The organism is Streptomyces sp. NPDC060027 (genome assembly GCF_042737005.1).
Classification (GTDB): Bacteria; Actinomycetota; Actinomycetes; order Streptomycetales; family Streptomycetaceae; genus Streptomyces.
Genome location: NZ_JBHWVI010000006.1, coordinates 31,172 through 49,024 on the forward strand (window position 1 = coordinate 31,172; position 17,853 = coordinate 49,024).

The window sequence follows — 17,853 nt, forward strand, 5'->3', positions numbered from 1 at the left end:
GCGACAGGGCCCGATCCTGCCCGGTTCCCGGCCGGGGACCCCGGGCCCGCGGCGCGACGGGCCCGTTTCGACACCCCATGGGAGACCTGACTCTGATGCACACCGACCTCGTGGCCGCGCTCGACATCGGCGGCACCAAGATCGCCGGAGCGCTGGTGGACGGCCACGGCCGGATTCTTCTACGCGCGCAGCGCGCGACGCCCGCGCGGGAGGACGGCGACACCGTGATGCGCGCCGTCGAGGACGTGCTCGGCGAGCTGACGGTCTCCCCGCTGTGGAGCAGGGCCGGAGCCCTCGGCATCGGCAGCGCCGGCCCGGTGGACGCCTCCGCCGGCACCGTGAGCCCGGTGAACGTGCCCGGCTGGCGCGGCTACCCGCTCGTCGAGCGGGCCGCCAAGGCGACGGGCGGACTGCCCGTCGAGCTGATCGGCGACGGCGTGGCCATCACGGCGGCCGAGCACTGGCAGGGCGCCGCCCGCGGCCACGACAACGCGCTGTGCATGGTGGTGTCCACCGGTGTGGGCGGCGGCCTCGTCCTGAACGGTCAGCTGCACGCCGGCCCCACCGGCAACGCGGGCCACATCGGACACATCAGCGTCGACCTGGACGGCGATCTCTGCCCCTGCGGCTCCCGCGGCTGCGTCGAGCGCATCGCCAGCGGCCCGAACATCGCCCGCCGTGCGCTGGACAACGGCTGGCAGCCCGGCCCCGACGGCGACACCTCGGCCGCCGCGGTCGCCGAGGCGGCCCGCGCGGGCGACCCGGTCGCCGTGGCCTCCTTCGAGCGGGCCGCGCAGGCCCTCGCGGCGGGCATCGCGGCGACCGCGACCCTGGTCGAGATCGACATCGCCGTCATCGGCGGGGGAGTGGGCAAGGCGGGCGAGGTGCTCTTCACGCCGCTGCGCAAGGCGCTGGCCGACTACGCGACGCTGTCCTTCGTCCGGCGGCTGACCGTGGCGCCCGCGCTGATGGGCACGGACGCCGGTCTGGTCGGCGCGGCCGCCGCCGCGCTCACCCGAAAGGCGCACGCGCCGGTCTCCCGCGTCTGACTGTGGAGGTCCTGCCGGAGGCATCGCGTCGTGTCCGCCGGGGTCACTCGGAAGGTGTACGCGTCTGCCTTCCGCGTGTGGTTGTGGGGGTCCTGTCGGAGGGATCGCGTCGTGTCCGCCGGGCTCACTCGGAGGGTGTACGCGCCAGTCGGCCGACGGCGGGTTTTCCCGGTGTGCTGGGCATGCCCGGGGTGTCGAGCGCCAGACCGGATGAAGGTGCCTGATCCACCCGTGACTCCGTCCGGCCTTCGCAGTTGAACCGGGCATGAAGAAGCGCAGCATGCTCGCCATCGCCTCCCTCGCCACCGGATTCGTCGTCGCGGCGATCACCCCCTCCCATGCCCTGGGTGCGGACGCCCTGAGCGATCTGAACGTCAACGACACGCTCAGCACCGTCGACCACACGCTCAGCAGCGACAGCCTGGCGGTCGACGACGGCGCCCTCGGCGGTCAGGAGAGCTGAAGCACCGCACGTGGCGCCGGTGTCCCGTCCTGGGGCACCGGCGCCGCGCTGTCGGCGCCCTCATCAGCGGCTGGTTTCCATGGCAGGGTGGAGCGGGCAAGCCTCAGGGGGCCAACAGAAGAGGGGGAATCGTGATCGTCTGGATCAACGGTGCGTTCGGTGCGGGGAAGACCACCACCGCACGGGAACTGATCGAGCTGATCCCGAACAGCACGCTCTTCGACCCCGAGGTCATCGGGGGCACACTCACGCACCTGCTCCCGCCCAAGCACCTCGCGGAGGTCGGCGACTTCCAGGACCTGCCGATCTGGCGCCGGCTCGTGGTCGACACCGCGGCCGCCATGCTCGCCGAGCTCGGCGGCGTACTCGTCGTCCCGATGACCCTGCTGCGCCAGGAATACCGCGACGAGATCTTCGGCGGGCTCGCCGCGCGCCGGATCCCCGTCCGCCATGTGCTCCTCGCCCCGGCGGAAACGATCCTGCGTGAGCGAATAGCCGGGCGCGAGGTACCTCCGGAGCTGCCCGACGGCGAGATGCGGGTGCGCCAGTGGTCCTACGACCACATCGAGCCCTACCGTGCCGCCCTCGGCTGGCTCACGGCCGACGCCCACCCCGTGGACACCAGCGCGCTCACCCCGTACGACACCGCCCTGCGCGTCGCCGAGGCCGTCCGCACCGGCGAGGCACCCGTGTGCGCCATCGTGCAGACCCCCGAACCCACCGCCGAGACGGTCGCCGCCGGGGTGCTCCTCTTCGACGAGAACGACCGGGTCCTGCTCGTCGACCCGACGTACAAGGCCGGCTGGGAGTTCCCCGGCGGGGTCGTCGAGGCGGGCGAGGCGCCCGCCCGCGCCGGGATGCGCGAGGTCACGGAGGAGACCGGCATCACCCTCGACGAGGTGCCCACGCTCCTCGTCGTCGACTGGGAGGCGCCCGCACCCCCCGGCTACGGCGGTCTGCGGCTCCTGTTCGACGGCGGACGCCTCGACGAGCAGGCCGTCCGCGTACTCCTGCTGCCCGGACCGGAGCTGCGCGGCTGGCGCTTCGTCACCGAGCAGGAGGCGGCCGACCTCCTGCCGCCCGTGCGCTACGAACGGCTCCGCTGGGCCCTGCGGGCCCGCGAGCGCGGCGCGGCGCTGTACCTGGAGGCCGGAGTTCCGCTCGGCTGACCCCGCGACCGTCGTCGACGGCATCCTTCACCGCCGTGCCGCGCACGACGGGTGCGTACGGACCACGGGCCGGTCCGCGCAAGGGGGCGTCGCGCCCTACCGGTTGGCCGCGGGACCACGGGTCGGCTCGCGCACCGGTGTGTGCCGACCTGCCCGTGGGTCCGGCGAGTCTGCTCGTGCACCGGTGTGCGTGCCAACCCGCCGGTTGGCCCGCGTGTCCGGCCGATCGGCTCGTGCACCGGTGTGTGCGCCGACCTGCCGGTTGGCCCGCGTGTCCGGTCAGTCTGCTCGCCTACCGGTGTGCGGAACACTGGTTGGCGCGGCCAGCTGCAGGCGTGGTGGTGCGGCGCGCACCGTCACCGCGCCAGGCGGCGCGAGGCGCGCGAAGCAGCCCTGGTGCCCCCATGTCCCGAGGGGCCCGGCGGACATCTCAGGAGAGACCTCCGCCGCCTCCAGACACCGAACACGGCAGGGGCCCACGTCCGACGACGTGGGCCCCTGCCGTACGCCTGTGGGTCAGCTCGCCGCGTAGTTCCGCAGGAACAGCGCCTCCGCGACCGACAGCCGCTCCAGCTCGTCCGGGGAAACGCTCTCGTTCACCGCGTGGATCTGCGCCTCCGGCTCGCTCAGGCCGATGAGCAGGATCTCCGTCTGCGGGTACAGCGAGGCCAGCGTGTTGCAGAGCGGGATCGAACCGCCCATGCCCGCCGACTGCATCTCCTGACCCGGGTAGGCGACCGCCATGGCCTCGGCCATCGACGCGTACGCGGGGCTGGACGTGTCGGCGCGGAACGCCTGGCCCTGACCGATCTGCTCGGTGCTCACCCGCGCGCCCCACGGCGTGTGCGCCTCGATGTGCGCCTGGAGCAGCTTCGTAGCCTGGGTCGCGTCGACGCCCGGCGGCACCCGCAGGCTGACCAGCGCACGGGCACCGGCCTGCACCGACGGCGTCGCGCCGACGACCGGTGGGCAGTCGATGCCGAGCACCGTGACGGCCGGACGCGCCCACACGCGGTCGGCGACGGTGCCGGAGCCGATGAGCCCCACCCCGTCGAGCACCTTGGCGTCCTCACGGAACGCCTGCTCCTCGTACTGCAGGCCGTCCCACGCGGAGTCCCCGGCGAGGCCGTCGACGGTCGTCGAACCGTCCTCGTCCCGCAGCGAGTCCAGTACACGGATCAGCGCCGCCAGCGCGTCGGGCGCCGCCCCGCCGAACTGTCCCGAGTGCAGGTTCCCTTCGAGGGTGTCCACCTGCACCCGTACGAGGGTCATGCCGCGCAGGGTCGCGGTGACCGTCGGCAGGCCCGCACGGAAGTTGCCCGCGTCGCCGATGACGATGGTGTCGGCGGTCAGCAGCTCCGGGTGCTCCTCGGCGTACCGCTCCAGACCCCCGGTGCCCTGCTCCTCCGAACCCTCGACGATCACCTTGACGTGCACCGGAACGCCGCCGTTCGCCTTCAGGGCGCGCAGGGCCAGCAGATGCATGACGAAGCCGCCCTTGCAGTCGGCGCTGCCCCGCCCGTACCAGCGGCCGTCGCGCTCCACCAGCTCGAACGGCGGTGTCGCCCAGGACGCTTCGTCCAGCGGCGGCTGCACGTCGTAGTGCGCGTACAGCAGGACCGTCTTCGCGCCCTCGGGTCCGGGCAGGAAGCCGTACACCGACTGCGTGCCGTCCGGGGTGTCGAGCAGAGCGACGTCCTGGAAGCCCTCGGAGCGCAGCGCGTCGGCGATCCAGTTCGCGGCGCCCTCGCTCTCGCTCCTGGGATATTGGTCGAAGTCCGCCACCGACTTGAAGGCCACCAGCTCGGTCAGCTCCGCCTTCGCCCGGGGCATGAGCGAGGCGACGGTCTCGGCGACCGGATTCGACGACATGGGCACGCTCCTCGTAGGTGCGACGTTGTACTTCTGTGTACAGATGATCGGGCGATGCGTACTGGTGTGCAGGACGCATACGCTGCCGATCCTCCCACAGCGGCCTGCGGCGATGCCCGCCGTAGGATGCGGGAGACAGGTGCGGCAGACGGCTGGACTGGGAGCAGTAGACCAACGTGAGCAGCGAGAACTCTTCGGCGGACGACGGGCGACGTACGGCGGACGACGGGCAGCAGGTGTGGGACGTCGTGGTCGTCGGCGCGGGGCCGGCGGGCGCTTCGGCCGCCTACGCGGCAGCGGTCGCGGGACGCAGCGTCCTGCTGCTGGAGAAAGCCGAACTGCCCCGCTACAAAACATGCGGCGGTGGCATCATCGGCCCCTCGCGCGACGCCCTGCCACCCGGCTTCGAACTGCCGTTCAGAGACCGGGTGCACGCGGTCACCTTCTCGATGGACGGCAAGTTCGCCCGCACCCGGCGGTCCCGGCACATGCTGTTCGGGCTGATCAACCGCCCGGAGTTCGACCAGCAGATCGTCGAGTTCGCGCAGAAGGCGGGCGCCGAGCTGCGTACGGGCGCCACAGTCTCGCGCGTCGAGCAGCACGGGTCGGCGGTGCCGGACCGGCGCACCGTCGCCGTGGTCCTGCAGGGCGGCGAGACCGTGCTGGCGCGGGCGGTGGTCGGCGCGGACGGCAGTGCGAGCCGGATAGGAGCGCACGTCGGGGTGAAGCTCGACCAGGTCGATCTCGGTCTGGAGGCCGAGATCCCGGTGCCGGAGACGGTCGCCGAGGACTGGCAGGGGCGGGTCCTGATCGACTGGGGCCCGATGCCCGGCAGTTACGGGTGGGTCTTCCCGAAGGGGGACACGCTCACCGTCGGGGTGATCTCCGCGCGCGGTGAAGGCGCCGCCACCAAGCGGTACTTGGAGGACTTCATCGCCCGGCTCGGCCTCGCGGGCTTCGAACCGGCCATCTCCTCCGGCCACTTGACGCGCTGCCGCGCCGACGACTCGCCGCTGTCACGCGGCCGGGTGCTCGTCTGCGGCGACGCGGCGGGACTGCTCGAACCCTGGACCCGGGAGGGCATCTCGTTCGCGTTGCGCTCCGGGCGGCTGGCGGGCGAGTGGGCCGTCCGGATCGCCGAGGCGCACGACGGGGTGGACGCCCGCCGACAGGCTCTGAACTACGCCTTCGCGATCAAGGCGGGGCTCGGTGTCGAGATGAGCGTCGGCAAGCGCCTGCTCGCGGCCTTCGAGCGTCGTCCCGGCATGTTCCACGCGGGACTCACCGGCTTGCGTCCGGTGTGGAAGGCCTTCACGGGGATCACCCGCGGCTCCACCACGTTGGGCGAGATCATCCGCTCCCACCCGATGGTCGGACGCGCCCTGACCGCGATCGACCGCGGTCCGCAGGCGGCGGAGGGCGAGCAGGGCGAACAGCAGTAGGCGAGCAGCACGGGAGGTGGCCGCGGTCGACCGCGCTCGACCGTCGGCCACTTTCGATCGTGGGCCACCCTCGATCCTCGACCGCCTTCGACCGTCGATCGTCCTCGATCCTCAACCGTCCTCGATCGTCGACCGCCCTCGACCGTGGGGCCGCCGCGGGATGAGGAGCGGCGGCGGTGGCGGTCGTCAGCTCGTGACCGTGATCCGGAAGACCGGGTGGTCGGGAGCGATGCGCCGCAGCTCCTCGTCGGACGAGTCGGGGCCGACGCCGCCGAAGAACACCCCGACCTCGGCCTTCCAGCGCTTGAGGTAGGCGCGCAGCAGCGAGACCTTGTCGTCGTCGGCGACCTCGACGGCGGTGAAGGTGTCGACCTTCTTGCCGAGGCGCAGCTCGCCGGTGCCGGCCACCCGCATGTTGTGCGTCCACTGGACATGTCCGCGAGGGGCCACGAGGTACTGCTCGCCGTCCACGACGAGCAGATTGACCGGCGTCGTACGCCACTCGCCGCTCTTGCGGCCCCGGACGGCCAGGATGCGCGACCCCCAGACGCTGATGCCGCGCCTGGTGATCCAGGCCACGGCACGGTTGAAGACGTTGACGGTGAACCAGCCCGGCTTCTGGACGTGTGTCGACACGGTGACCCCTCGAGATCTGTGATGAGAGCGCCGATCTCTTTTGTGAGCACCGCTCTCGCTTGAGAAGAGTCTGCATCAGATCGGTGATCCAATGCAAGAGCGCTGCTCTCGTTTTTGAGCATCGCTCTCTTCAGTGGGCGCTGATCGCATAGTGGAGCACTGATCCATATTCGGATCACCGCTCACCTTTGTGTGCACCGCTCTGGAATCGTGGGACACTGCTGCCCATGAGTACCGCGCGAGGGGCACGTGCCCGAGCCAGGATCGAGGTCACCGCCGCCATCAAGGAAGAGGCGCGCAGACAGCTCGCCGAGGAGGGCGCCGCCAAGCTCTCCCTGCGGGCCGTGGCCCGTGAGCTCGGGATGGTCTCGTCCGCGCTGTACAGGTACTTCCCCAGCAGGGACGACCTGTTGACCGCGCTCATCATCGACGCCTACGACTCCCTGGGCGAGGCGGCCGAGTCGGCGCACGCCGAGGTGGCCGCCGCCGGCTCCCGGGAGCGCTGGATCACCGTGTGCGTGGCGGCGCGGCGCTGGGCGCTGGGGCATCCGCACGAGTACGCGCTCATCTACGGTTCCCCGGTCCCCGGGTACACGGCGCCGCAGGAGACGGTTCCGGCCGCCTCCCGGGTCGGCCTGCTCCTGATCGGCATCGTCCGGGACGCGTACCGGGGCAAGGGCGTGGCCCGCACACCACTGCCCGCCGAACTGAAGACCGAGGCGCGGCGGATCTCCGCCGATCTCGCGCCCGATCTGCCGCCCGAGGTGATCGTGGCGTTGGTGGCCGCGTGGGCACAGCTCTACGGGTTGATCGGATTCGAGCTGTTCGGCCAGTTCAACCGGGTCGTGGAGGACCGTGAACCCTTCTTCCGGCATGCCGTGGGCCGGCTCGCGCACGACGTGGGGCTCGTCCATCCGGAGCCGGGCGCGACCGCCGGTGGAACGCCTTCGTCGTAGGTAGGTCCAGACTCACCTCCGGCGTGGGCCCGGGTTCACCTCCGGCGTAGAGCCGGGGCGCCGACGCCGTACTCCGCGGGGAGTACGGGTGATCACCTCGCCCGGCGGACGCCGCCGCCGTGTCCGTCCGTCTAGCGTGACGGTCATGGAAGAGCAGCACACGCCCGCGGGTCCGACGTGGGGCGGTCCACCGCGGCGGTGGCACGGGCCGCCCGGGTGGAACCGCTGGAACGACGAGGAGCGCCGCGCGCGCTGGCCGTGGCGTTCCACGCTGCTGCTGACCGCCTTCGTGCTCCTCGGCTCCAACTTCGCGGCCCACGCCCAGCACGACGACCGGCTCGCCCTGGACTTCTTCGCCAGGGCACTCCTCGTGGTGGGCTCCGGTCTGCTGCTCTGGCGACAGCGACACCCCGTGTTCGTCGTGTTCGGCACCGCTGCCGTCGCCCTGGTCTATGTGGCCGCGGGATACCCGTACGGTCCGGTCTTCCTTCCTGTCGCCGTGGGCTGCTTCAGCGCCGTGGTCGCCGGTCACCGCCGGGCCGCCTGGACGGCGGTCGGCCTGCTGTGGGCGGGGCACCTCGTGGTGGCCCACTTGCTGTACCGCGGACTGCCCCCGACGGGCGACGGCCCCCCTTCCTGGATGCAGGAGATCGGCATCGCCACCTGGGTCGTGGCGGTGCTGGCGCTGTCGGAACTGGTCCGTGTGCGCCGTGAGCAGTGGGCCCGCGACCGCGCGGAGCGCGCGCAGGCCGCCCGGAGGCGCGCGGACGAGGAGCGGCTGCGGATCGCCCGAGAACTGCACGACGTGCTGGCGCACAGCATCTCGGTGATCAACGTCCAGGCGGGCGTCGGCCTGGCACTGCTGGACTCCGACCCCGAGCAGGCGCGTACGGCGCTCACCACCATCAAGGCGGCCAGCAAGGAGGCGCTGGGCGAGGTCCGCCAGGTGCTCGACACGCTGCGCGCGCCGGGTGAGGCGCCGCGCGCGCCCGCGCCGGGGCTCGACCGGCTCCCCGAACTGGTCGAGCAGGCGGCGGGCGCCGGCCTGACGGTCGAGATCGAGGGCGAGGTCCCGGCGCCGCCGCCCGGCACGGATCTCGCCGCATTCCGCATCATCCAGGAGGCGCTCACCAACGTCGTACGGCATTCGGGTTCGCGCAGCGCGCGCGTGCGGCTGGATCACGCGGAGGGCGCGCTGCGACTGCGGATCGACGACGACGGGCCGGCCACCGGCGCGGACGCGGGCGGCAGCGGCAACGGGCTCGCGGGTATGCGGGAGCGGGCGGCGGCACTGGGTGGCACGATCGAGGCGGGTCCGCGCGACGACGGAGGGTTCCGGGTGCTGGCCGTACTGCCGTGGAAGGTCAAGGAGGACCGGTGATCCGCGTACTGCTCGCCGACGACCAGTCACTGGTCAGGGCCGGCTTCAAGGCGCTGCTCGACGCGCAGCCGGACATCGAGGTGGCCGGGGAGGCCGCCGACGGCGAGGAAGCGGTGCGCGCCGTTCGTGAACTGCGCCCCGACGTCGTCCTGATGGACATCCGGATGCCGCTGGTGGACGGCCTGGCCGCCACGCGCCGCATCACCGGCGATGGGGACTTGAAGGACGTCAAGGTGGTCATGCTCACCACCTTCGAGCTCGACGAGTACGTCTTCGAGGCCATCCGTTCCGGTGCTTCCGGCTTCCTGGTCAAGGACACCGAGCCCGAGGAACTGCTGCGGGCGGTACGGGCGGTGGTCGAGGGCGACGCCCTGCTCTCGCCAGGGGTGACGCGCCGGCTGATCTCCGAGTTCGCGGCCCGTTCCAAGGAACCCGAGTCCGCCGCGTCCCTCGCCGAACTCACCGAGCGGGAAAGGGAGGTGATGGCCCTGGTCGGCATCGGCCTCTCGAACGACGAGATCGCCCGCCGCCTGGTCGTCAGCCCGCTCACGGCCAAGACCCATGTCAGCCGGACGATGGTGAAGCTCGGGGCCCGCGACCGGGCCCAACTGGTCGTGCTCGCCTATGAGTCGGGTTTGGTGCGACCGGGCTGGCTGGGCTGAGGCTCCGCCTTGTCGTGGAAGCGGAACAGTACGGTGGCCACCCTTAGAGCGAAGAGGACGGCGGCCAGGCCGGCCCCCGCGGTGACGAGCGTCCGTACCGCGCCGTGCGACAGGTCCAGGAAGAGCGCGGGCCCGCTGACGACCCCGAAGGCGACCGCCGCGACCAACGCCGCGCTGGCCAAGGCGTATCCGATCTCGACCGTGACCGCGTCCCGCTGTGCCTGGGTGCGCCGGGCGCGCGTCCCCTGCGCGCGAGCCCGGTAACTGTCGCTGCTCTCCCCGTTGTTGCTCATACGTCGAGCCAACAGGCTTGCGCCCGGCGGGGCAAGGGCCCGCCGGGCGCAAGTGTCGGAGGCGTCCCCTAGTCGCGGACGGCGACACGCTCCGACTCCGTCTCCGTCACCTTCAGGTCGGAACGGGCGACGACGACGGACTCCTTCGGGCGCCGTGTCCGCAGGCCGGGCAGAGTGATGAGCAGGCCCACGAAGGCGATGCCGGTCACCACCATCAGGCCGGGCCGGTAGCTGTCGAGAACGTCCTGGGGCGAGGAGCCCTCGGAGGAGTTCGCGGTGACGACCGCCGTCACGACCGCGAGGAAGATCGCGCCGCCGACCTGCACGGAGGTGTTGAGCAGGCCCGAGACCATGCCCTGCTCGTGGTCGTCGACGCCGTTGGTCGCCTGGATGTTGAGGGACGGGAAGACCAGGGCGCACGCGGCGCCGATCAGCAGCATGGTCGGCAGGATGACCGCCGCGTAGACCGGGTCCAGGTCGACGCGGAGGAAGAGCGCGTACCCGACGACCATCAGGGCGAAGCCCGTCGCGATGAGCCGGGGCGTACCGAACCGGTCGACGACGGCCCCCACCTTCGTGGACGACAGCGCCACCAGCGCGCCGGCCGGCAGGAAGGCGAGCGCGGTGTGCAGCGCCGACCAGCCCAGCAGCGACTGCATGTACAGCGTCACCAGGAACTGGAATCCGACGTACGAGCCGAAGAACGCCATCGCGCCGAGCTGGGCCCGGATCTGGCTGCCGGAACGCAGGACGCCGAGCCGGATCAGCGGGCTCGGGCTGCGTCGCTCGATGCCGACGAAGACGGTGAGCAGTACGGCCACGGCGAGGAAGGACAGCAGCGTGCGGGCCGATCCCCAGCCGGCCTCGGGTGCTTGGACGACCGTGAAGACGAGCAACAGCATCGAGGCGGTGCCGAGGATGGCGCCCGGGATGTCGTAGCCGCGGTGGTCCTTCTCGCGCTCGCTGCGCGGGATGAGCTTCAGGCCCGCGAACAGGGCGACCACGGCGATGGGCGCGGGAAGCAGCATGGTCAGCCGCCAGCTCGCCTCGGTCAGCAGACCGGACAGGACCAGACCCATGGAGAAGCCGGTGGCCGCGCACGTGGTGTAGATCGAGAGCGCGCGGTTGCGCAGCGGGCCCTCGGCGAAGGTCGTGGTGATGATCGACAGGCCCGCGGGCGCGGTGAACGCGGCGCTCAGTCCCTTGATGAAACGGCTGGCGATCAGCAGCGGGCCCGAGTCGACGAGCCCGCCGAGCAGCGAGGCGAGCGCGAACACTCCGAGGGCCACCAGGAAGACCTGGCGGCGGCCCAGCAGGTCGGCGGTGCGTCCGCCGAGGAGGAGGAGCCCGCCGTAACCCAGGATGTAGCCGCTGACGATCCATTGGAGCGTCGAGGTGGAGAGGTCGAGTTCGGAGCCGATGGACGGCAGCGCGACGCCGACCATCGACACGTCCAGCGCGTCCAGGAACATCGCGGCGCAGAGCACGAGCAGGGTGCCCCACAGGCGAGGGGTCCAGCGTCCCTGCGGCGCGGGGTGGGTGAGCGGAGAGGTCATGCGTCAGACAGTACATGCACATGCATTCAATGCAAGCGCATTTAATTCCGATGCAACAAAGTCGATTCTTTGCTACGGTGCGCGCATGGCGGCGAAGAATGCCGAGCAAGGGCTCGTGGACCAGTGGCGCGACATCCTCGCGGTGCACGCCCGCACCCTCTGTGAGCTCGATCGCGAGCTGCATCGACACGGGCTGGGCGCCAGCGACTTCGAGGTCCTCGACGTGCTGGCGGAGGGCACCGCGACGGACGGCGGCCCCTCCTACCGTGTCCAGGAGATCGCCGAGCGGGTCCACCTCAGCCAGAGCGCCCTGTCCCGGCTGATCGGCCGCCTGGAGAAGGACGGCCTCGTGACGCGCGGGATGTGCGCGGAGGACCGGCGGGGTGTGCGCGTGTGCATCACGTCGAAGGGGCGTGAACTGCACGGCGAGGTGAAGCCGTTGCAGCGCGCGGTCCTCACACGGATGCTGGCGGGCGGCCCGGCGGCCTCCTGCGAGTGACCGGGCGGTCCCGTCGGCCTGGTCGCCCGGCGTGCCCGGTTCGGGCCGCGCCAGGGGCCTCGGCAGTCCGTTCGGGCCGCGCGAGGGGCCGCGGCCGTGCGTTCCGGATGCGTGAGGGGCCACGGCAGTTCGTTCCGGCCGCGCGAGGGGCCACGGCGATTCGTTCCAGTTGCGTGAGGGGCCACGGCCGTCCGTTCCGGGCGCCCCAGCCGCGCGCCGGCCGTCTCCGGGCGCCCCGGAGCCCGGCTTCGCGCATCAGCTCCAGGTGATGCCGGACTTCTCCCGCCACAGGTCGGCGAGCGAGGCGTCCCCCGTCACGCTCGGGAACGGCACGCGGTTCCACAGCGCCAGGTAGAGCTGCGCGGCCGGACCCGCCAGCTCACCGTCCACATCCGCGTGGACGTCCACCTGGGCGCGCTCCCCGCGTTCGCTGAGCGGCGGCTGGGACGAGAGCCGTACGGTCCACACGGCGGCCGGGCGGTCGGTGGCACGCACCCGCAGCACACGAGGCTCCTCGGTGCGCACCCTGCTCTTCGAGCGCCCGTGGAACCCGCACAGCAACTCGTCGATCCCGTCGACCGCGAAGCCCGGTGGGATCGCGGCCGCCTCCCCGCCGAGCGCCGATTCGGCGTCGACCCGGTGCACGGTGGTCTCGTGCGCCTGCCTGCGCGCCCAGAAGGCCAGCGGCGAGGGCGCCGGCAGGAAGCTCCAGCACCGGACGTCCGGCGAGGCGCCCGCCAGGGTGTCCACGAGCGTCCGGTGCCCCTCCCCGAACCAGGTCAGCAGCTCGTCGCCGTCGAGATCCGGCAGTCCGCCGTCGGGGTGGTACGAGGTGTGTCCCTCGGCGACGAACGCGGTGGCCCAGCGGTGGACCATGCCCGTGTGCCGCACCAGATCCCTGACCTGCCAGTCGGGACAGGTCGCGACCTTGGCGTCGACACCCGCCGACTCGGCGGCCGCGACCAGCAACCGGCCTTCCCTGTCCAGGGTTTCCACGAACTCCGGAATCTCCATGCCGCGAGTGTGCCGGATGCGGGGCCCTCGGGGGAGCAGGGGGAGCAGTGGGTGGTGGAGCGGGGAGAGCGTCCGCGCATCTCTGTGGAGCCACCGGTGGCAGTGCCCGGGGCTCCACGCCCTCTCACCCCACCGCGGCCCGGCGCGTCGCGAATCCGATGAGGGCGGCCACGGCCGCCAGTGCCGCGACGCTCGTGAGCGCCGTCGGCAGGGAGTGCCAGTCGGCCATGAACCCGATCGCGGGCGGCCCGAGCAGCATGCCCCCGTACCCGAGGGTGGAGGCGATGGCGACCCCGCTCGCTCCGGCGAGCGCTCCGGCCCGCTCGACCGCGACGGGGAAGATGTTGGCGAGGCCGAGCCCGGTGACGGCGAAGCCGAGCAGCGCGGCCCAGGTGGAGGGCGCCAGCGAGCCGAGCAGCATGCCGAGCGCGGCCGTCGTGCCGCCCGCGACCAACGTGCGGGTCCGGCCGAGGCGTTCGAGCAGTGCCGTCCCGCTGAGGCGGCCGATCGTCATGGCGAGGGCGAAGCACGAGTAGCCGGCGGCGGCGATCCCCGGGTGCGCGTCAAGGTCCTGCTCCAGGTGGAGCGCGCCCCAGTCCGCGAGCGCGCCTTCGCCGTACGCCGTGCACAGGGCGATCAGGCCGAAGACGACGACCAGTCCACGGGTACGGCCGTCGAGACGCGCCGGTGCCGGCCCCCCGTCGCTCCGTGGACGGTCCGGCGCCGCGGGGACGTCCTGCCGCAGCAGCGCGCGTCCCGCGACGGCGGTCACGAGCAGGCCGAGGACGGCGATCCCGAACAGATGGCGCGTCGGTGACAGATGCGCGGCGACCAGCCCCCCGAGCCCCGCCCCGAGCATGCCGCCCAGACTGTACGCCGCGTGGAAACTGGGCATCACCGGGCGCCGCAGCGCGGCCACGAGGTCGACGGCCGCACTGTTCGCGGCGACGTTCATACCGCCGTACGCGGCGCCGAAGACCAGCAGGACGAGGCCCAGGGCCGGTACCGAGTGGGTGAGCGGGGGCAGGACGACGCTCAGGGACAGCAACACGCCGCAGGCCACGGTCACCGGGTGGCTGCCGAACCGTCGGCAGAGCCGTCCCGTGAGCATCATGGTGATCACGGCACCGGCGGAGACGCCGAGGAGGGCGAGGCCGAGAGCGCCGGCGGAGGCACCGGTCTGGTGCTTGATGACGGGGATGCGGACGACCCAGCCGGCGAAGACGAAGCCGTCGAGGGCGAAGAACGCGGTGAGGACGACGCGGAGTCGGGTGAGGGAGCGGTCCGGCACAACGCTGTGCGGGCTGGTTTTGTTTATTAGCGGCACAAACTCACGTTAGACGGGTGCCCGGCTCGGGGCAAGGGATGCGTCGGGCGGTGCCGCGCTGGAGCGAGGGGGTGGTGGGTCGGAGCGCGCCGGACGGGGCGCCACGAAGGAACGGGGCGACCGGGACCCCCGATGGGAGGAATTCCCTGTGTCGCCCCGGGCGGAGCGAGCATGGCTACTCGTCCTCGGCGATGCCGACGACAACGGCCCGGTGTTCGCCGTCCCACCTGCCCGGACGGCGAACCACGCGCAGCTTCCGGCTCAGACCGCCGGAGCCGGGTACGTCGGGTACTCCACGCCGGAGACGTGCTGGACGACCCGGATGACCTGGCAGGAGTAGCCGAACTCGTTGTCGTACCAGAGGTAGAGGATCGCGTTGTCGCCGTCGACCTTGGTGGCGCCGGCGTCGACGATCGAGGCGTGACGCGAGCCGATGAAGTCGCTCGACACCGCGTCGGGGGCGCTGATGAAGTCGATCTGGCGCTTGAGCGGCGAGGTCAGCGAGACGTTGCGGAGGTAGTCGAGGACCTCCTCGCGGGTGGTCTCGCGGCCCAGGCGCAGGCTGAGGATCGCGATCGAGACGTCCGGCACCGGGACGCGGATCGAGCTGCCGGTGATGGGCGCCTTCAGGTCGGGCAGCGCCTTGGCGACCGCGGAGGCGGCACCCGTCTCGGTGATGACCATGTTGAGCGGCGCGGAGCGGCCTCGGCGGTCGGAGCTGTGGTAGTTGTCCAGCAGGTTCTGGTCGTTGGTGAACGAGTGGACGGTCTCCACGTGCCCGCGCAGAACGCCGTACTCCTCCGCCATCGCCTTCAGCGGCGGCACGATCGCGTTGGTGGTGCAGGAGGCGCAGGACAGGATCTGCTCGTCCGGCTTGATCGTGTCGTGGTTGACGCCGTGCACGATGTTCGGGACGTCGCCCTTGCCCGGCGCGGTCAGGACGACCTTGTCGATGCCGGGGCGCAGGTGGTTCGAGAGGCCCTCGCGGTCGCGCCACTTGCCGGTGTTGTCGACAAGGATGGCGTCCTTGATCCCGTACGTCGTGTAGTCGACCTCGGACGGGTCGCCGGCGTAGATGACCTTGATCTCGTTGCCGTTGGCGATGATCGTGCTGTTCGCCTCGTCGACGGTGATCGTGCCCTGGAACTGCCCGTGGATGGAGTCGCGGCGCAGCAGCGAGGCGCGCTTGACGATGTCCTGGTCGCCGCCCTGGCGTACGACGATGGCGCGCAGCCGCAGGCCGTTGCCGGAACCCGTCTTCTCGATGAGCAGGCGGGCGATGAGGCGGCCGATGCGACCGAAGCCGTACAGGACGACGTCGCGTCCCTCGCGGCGCTCGATCTTGTTCTCGCCCGTGGCACCGGCGACGGACAGGGCGGTGAACTCCTCGACCGACAGCCCGCGGTCGTCGGCCCGGTACGTCGCGGCGAGCATGCCGAGGTCGATCTGGGACGGGCCGAGGTCGAGCGTGGTGAGCGCCCGCAGGAACGGCAGTGTGTCGGTGACCGAGAGCTCCTCGCCGGCGATCTGCCGGGCGAAGCGGTGGGTCTTGAGAATGCTCACCACCGACTTGTTCACCAGGGAGCGGCTGTGCAGGAGGATCGTGACGTCCTGCTCCCGGTGCAGCCTCCCGATGATCGGGATCATCGACTCCGCGATCTCTTCGCGGGTCTTCCAGTTGGTGAACGCGTCGTCGTTGACAGTCACAGAATCATCTTTCGAGCTAGGTGGCGCTCATATGCTAACCGGCCGTCGTTCCGATCGTTCACGTGGTGTCCACTCGCACGGAAGGCGGCGTCGGCGGGGGCCGTTCGCGGCCCCGGATTCCGACCCTCCATGGGGCTCGCTGTCGGGCTCACGGTGCGTCCACCAGTACGACAAAGCCTCTGTCTTCCGACCTGGACTCATTCGTTGCAGTACGCACCCTTGACAGCGTGCGTGCTGTTTCGCGACGTTTGAGCCCCCGCCGAATGGCTCGGATCTCGGTGCTCGACCGGGAGACGAGTCCATGCGCGGCGCGGGACGGCGGAAATCAGAAAAGTGGCAGGACGCGGACAGCGCGTCATGGGGGGAGCTGTCGCCCATGCGATCCAACAGCAAGGATCCACACGCCCTACTGGCCTGTGCTGTGACCGGTACGTTCCTCGCAGCGCCCACGGAAGGGTGGTTGATCTGAGGTGGAGATCACGATCCACAGACTCGACGGCTTGAGCGTCCCGCTGCGCGAGGCCTGGCACCGGGCGATGGACGAGTCGCCCGAGTACGCCAATCCGTTCCTGGCGCCGGAGTTCGCGACGGGGGTCGGCAGATACCGGAGCGGTGCGCAGGTCGCGGTCCTGCGCGAGGACGGGGAGCCCGTCGGTTTCCTGCCGTACGAGCGCAATGTCTTCGGCGTCGGCAGAGCCATCGGCCTCGGACTCTCGGACTGCCAGGCACTGGTGCACAGACCCGGGGTCACCTGGGACCCGCCGGAAGTGCTGCGAGCCTGCGGGATGTCCATCTTCGAGTTCGACCATCTCGTCGAGGAGCAGAAGCCGTTCGGACGCTATGTGACGGGAACGTTCGCCTCCCCGGTCATCGACCTGAAGCCCGGGGACAGCGGCTACCCGGAGTGGCTGCGCGGCGCCTACCCGGGGCAGGCGAAGACGACCCTGAAGAAGGAACGGCGGCTCGCGCGTGATGTGGGCGAGGTGCGGTTCGTCTTCGACGAGCGCGATCCGCGGATGCTGCGCACGCTCATGCGGTGGAAGTCCGCCCAGTACCGCAGGACGGGACGCATGGACCGCTTCGCGCGGCCCTGGATCGTCGATCTGGTGAACCACCTGTTCGATGTCCGCGAGGAGCACTTCACCGGCGTGCTGTCCGTGCTCTACGCCGGGGACCGGCCGGTCGCCGCCCACTTCGGACCCCGCTCGCGCACGGTGCTCGCGGCCTGGTTCACCGCGTACGACCCCGAGTTCCAGCGCTACTCGCCCGGGCTGATGATGCACCTGCGGACCGCCGAGGCGGCCGGTCGGCACGGTGTGAGCCTGCTGGATCTGGGGCGCGGGGACAAGGAGTACAAGGACTGGCTCAAGACCCGCGAACTGCGCGTGGGCGAAGGGTTCGTGGCCCGCCCCCATCCGGTGGCGGCGGCCCACCGGCTCTGGCGCAGGCCCGTGCGCGGGCTGCGGAACACGGTCCTCGCCCATCCGACGCTGCGTGACCCGGCCGACCGCCTCCTCAAGACCGTCGGCACGCTGCGCGCGTCGCACCGCGCGCAAGCCGGGGGAGTGGGACCCGGGGCACGCTGACCGGGCGGCGCGGCAACCCCGGGGGCGGGAGTCTTCGAGGCCGGACGGCACAGCGAGGCGGCCCTCGGGCGCGCCTCCGGACCGGTCGCGCCTGCAGGGCGGCCGCGCCCGATGAGCGGGCGCGGCTGTGCGGCCCGGTTCGGTGCCGCTCGCTGACCTCCGGCCCTCGGGCGCGGGCAGCTTGCGGGCGGAGAGGGGCCGGCGGGCGTCCGCACCAGGTCGAGGTCGTGCCCCGGTGTCA

Annotated in this window: 16 protein-coding genes; 9 read left to right on the forward strand and 7 right to left on the reverse strand. The window is 71.5% G+C overall.

The genetic code is table 11. The annotated features are described in order from the left end of the window. Nucleotides 1–95 precede the first annotated feature (95 nt). The 3 genes from ACFWBT_RS02955 to ACFWBT_RS02965 all read left to right on the forward strand — a co-directional run bounded on the left by ACFWBT_RS02955 (nucleotide 96) and on the right by ACFWBT_RS02965 (nucleotide 2,681). On the forward strand, nucleotides 96–1,049 hold the full coding sequence (locus tag ACFWBT_RS02955; protein ID WP_385695187.1) for an ROK family protein: 954 nt from the start codon (nucleotides 96–98) through the stop codon (nucleotides 1,047–1,049). Nucleotides 1,050–1,314: 265 nt separating this feature from the next. Further along, nucleotides 1,315–1,512, forward strand: coding sequence for a hypothetical protein (locus tag ACFWBT_RS02960; protein ID WP_356750253.1), 198 nt, complete (start codon nucleotides 1,315–1,317; stop codon nucleotides 1,510–1,512). Nucleotides 1,513–1,640: 128 nt separating this feature from the next. After that, on the forward strand, nucleotides 1,641–2,681 hold the full coding sequence (locus tag ACFWBT_RS02965; protein WP_385695189.1) for an NUDIX domain-containing protein: 1,041 nt from the start codon (nucleotides 1,641–1,643) through the stop codon (nucleotides 2,679–2,681). A gap of 516 nt (nucleotides 2,682–3,197) precedes the next feature. Here ACFWBT_RS02965 and ACFWBT_RS02970 read toward each other — a convergent pair. After that, nucleotides 3,198–4,553, reverse strand: a complete 1,356-nt coding sequence (locus ACFWBT_RS02970) for a dipeptidase (RefSeq protein ID WP_385695062.1) — start codon at nucleotides 4,551–4,553, stop codon at nucleotides 3,198–3,200. Between the two features lie 176 nt (nucleotides 4,554–4,729). Between ACFWBT_RS02970 and ACFWBT_RS02975 the strand changes: the two genes are divergently transcribed. Next, nucleotides 4,730–5,995, forward strand: coding sequence for a geranylgeranyl reductase family protein (locus tag ACFWBT_RS02975; protein WP_385695065.1), 1,266 nt, complete (start codon nucleotides 4,730–4,732; stop codon nucleotides 5,993–5,995). Between the two features lie 186 nt (nucleotides 5,996–6,181). Here the strand turns inward: ACFWBT_RS02975 and ACFWBT_RS02980 are convergent, their stop codons facing one another. Beyond that, the gene (locus tag ACFWBT_RS02980; protein ID WP_385695068.1) at nucleotides 6,182–6,631 is read right to left on the reverse strand and encodes a nitroreductase family deazaflavin-dependent oxidoreductase; all 450 of its coding nucleotides are present in this window, start codon (nucleotides 6,629–6,631) and stop codon (nucleotides 6,182–6,184) included. 227 nt (nucleotides 6,632–6,858) lie between these two features. Between ACFWBT_RS02980 and ACFWBT_RS02985 the strand changes: the two genes are divergently transcribed. From ACFWBT_RS02985 to ACFWBT_RS02995, 3 genes are all read left to right on the forward strand, one after another. Continuing rightward, on the forward strand, nucleotides 6,859–7,587 hold the full coding sequence (locus tag ACFWBT_RS02985) for a TetR/AcrR family transcriptional regulator (RefSeq protein ID WP_385695071.1): 729 nt from the start codon (nucleotides 6,859–6,861) through the stop codon (nucleotides 7,585–7,587). Between the two features lie 145 nt (nucleotides 7,588–7,732). Continuing rightward, nucleotides 7,733–8,968, forward strand: a complete 1,236-nt coding sequence (locus ACFWBT_RS02990) for a sensor histidine kinase (RefSeq protein WP_385695073.1) — start codon at nucleotides 7,733–7,735, stop codon at nucleotides 8,966–8,968. Next, complete coding sequence (locus ACFWBT_RS02995; RefSeq protein WP_385695076.1) at nucleotides 8,965–9,630, forward strand: response regulator; 666 nt, start codon at nucleotides 8,965–8,967, stop codon at nucleotides 9,628–9,630. Before ACFWBT_RS02990 ends, ACFWBT_RS02995 begins: the two co-directional genes overlap by 4 nt. Here the strand turns inward: ACFWBT_RS02995 and ACFWBT_RS03000 are convergent. Beyond that, nucleotides 9,591–9,923, reverse strand: a complete 333-nt coding sequence (locus tag ACFWBT_RS03000; protein ID WP_385695079.1) for a DUF6332 family protein — start codon at nucleotides 9,921–9,923, stop codon at nucleotides 9,591–9,593. The two genes, ACFWBT_RS02995 and ACFWBT_RS03000, sit on opposite strands and share 40 nt — an antisense overlap. Nucleotides 9,924–9,991: 68 nt before the next feature. Beyond that, entirely contained in the window at nucleotides 9,992–11,479 is a 1,488-nt protein-coding gene (locus ACFWBT_RS03005) for an MFS transporter (RefSeq protein WP_385695081.1), read from the reverse strand. Nucleotides 11,480–11,564: 85 nt separating this feature from the next. Here ACFWBT_RS03005 and ACFWBT_RS03010 point away from each other — a divergent pair, with 85 nt between their 5' ends. Then, nucleotides 11,565–11,978, forward strand: coding sequence for a MarR family winged helix-turn-helix transcriptional regulator (locus ACFWBT_RS03010; protein ID WP_385695082.1), 414 nt, complete (start codon nucleotides 11,565–11,567; stop codon nucleotides 11,976–11,978). A 255-nt stretch (nucleotides 11,979–12,233) separates the two neighbouring features. Here ACFWBT_RS03010 and ACFWBT_RS03015 read toward each other — a convergent pair whose 3' ends face one another. The 3 genes from ACFWBT_RS03015 to ACFWBT_RS03025 all read right to left on the reverse strand — a co-directional run bounded on the left by ACFWBT_RS03015 (nucleotide 12,234) and on the right by ACFWBT_RS03025 (nucleotide 16,026). Then, on the reverse strand, nucleotides 12,234–12,992 hold the full coding sequence (locus ACFWBT_RS03015; protein WP_385695085.1) for a maleylpyruvate isomerase family mycothiol-dependent enzyme: 759 nt from the start codon (nucleotides 12,990–12,992) through the stop codon (nucleotides 12,234–12,236). Nucleotides 12,993–13,116: 124 nt separating this feature from the next. Next, nucleotides 13,117–14,319 carry an MFS transporter gene (locus ACFWBT_RS03020; RefSeq protein ID WP_385695088.1) on the reverse strand — a complete coding sequence of 401 codons (1,203 nt, stop codon included), beginning with the start codon at nucleotides 14,317–14,319 and terminating at the stop codon, nucleotides 13,117–13,119. Nucleotides 14,320–14,580: 261 nt separating this feature from the next. Beyond that, complete coding sequence (locus ACFWBT_RS03025) at nucleotides 14,581–16,026, reverse strand: glyceraldehyde-3-phosphate dehydrogenase (protein WP_385695091.1); 1,446 nt, start codon at nucleotides 16,024–16,026, stop codon at nucleotides 14,581–14,583. A gap of 470 nt (nucleotides 16,027–16,496) precedes the next feature. On the opposite strand from ACFWBT_RS03025, the gene ACFWBT_RS03030 reads away from it, so the two are divergent. Then, the gene (locus tag ACFWBT_RS03030; protein WP_385695094.1) at nucleotides 16,497–17,612 is read left to right on the forward strand and encodes a GNAT family N-acetyltransferase; all 1,116 of its coding nucleotides are present in this window, start codon (nucleotides 16,497–16,499) and stop codon (nucleotides 17,610–17,612) included. Nucleotides 17,613–17,853 lie beyond the last annotated feature (241 nt).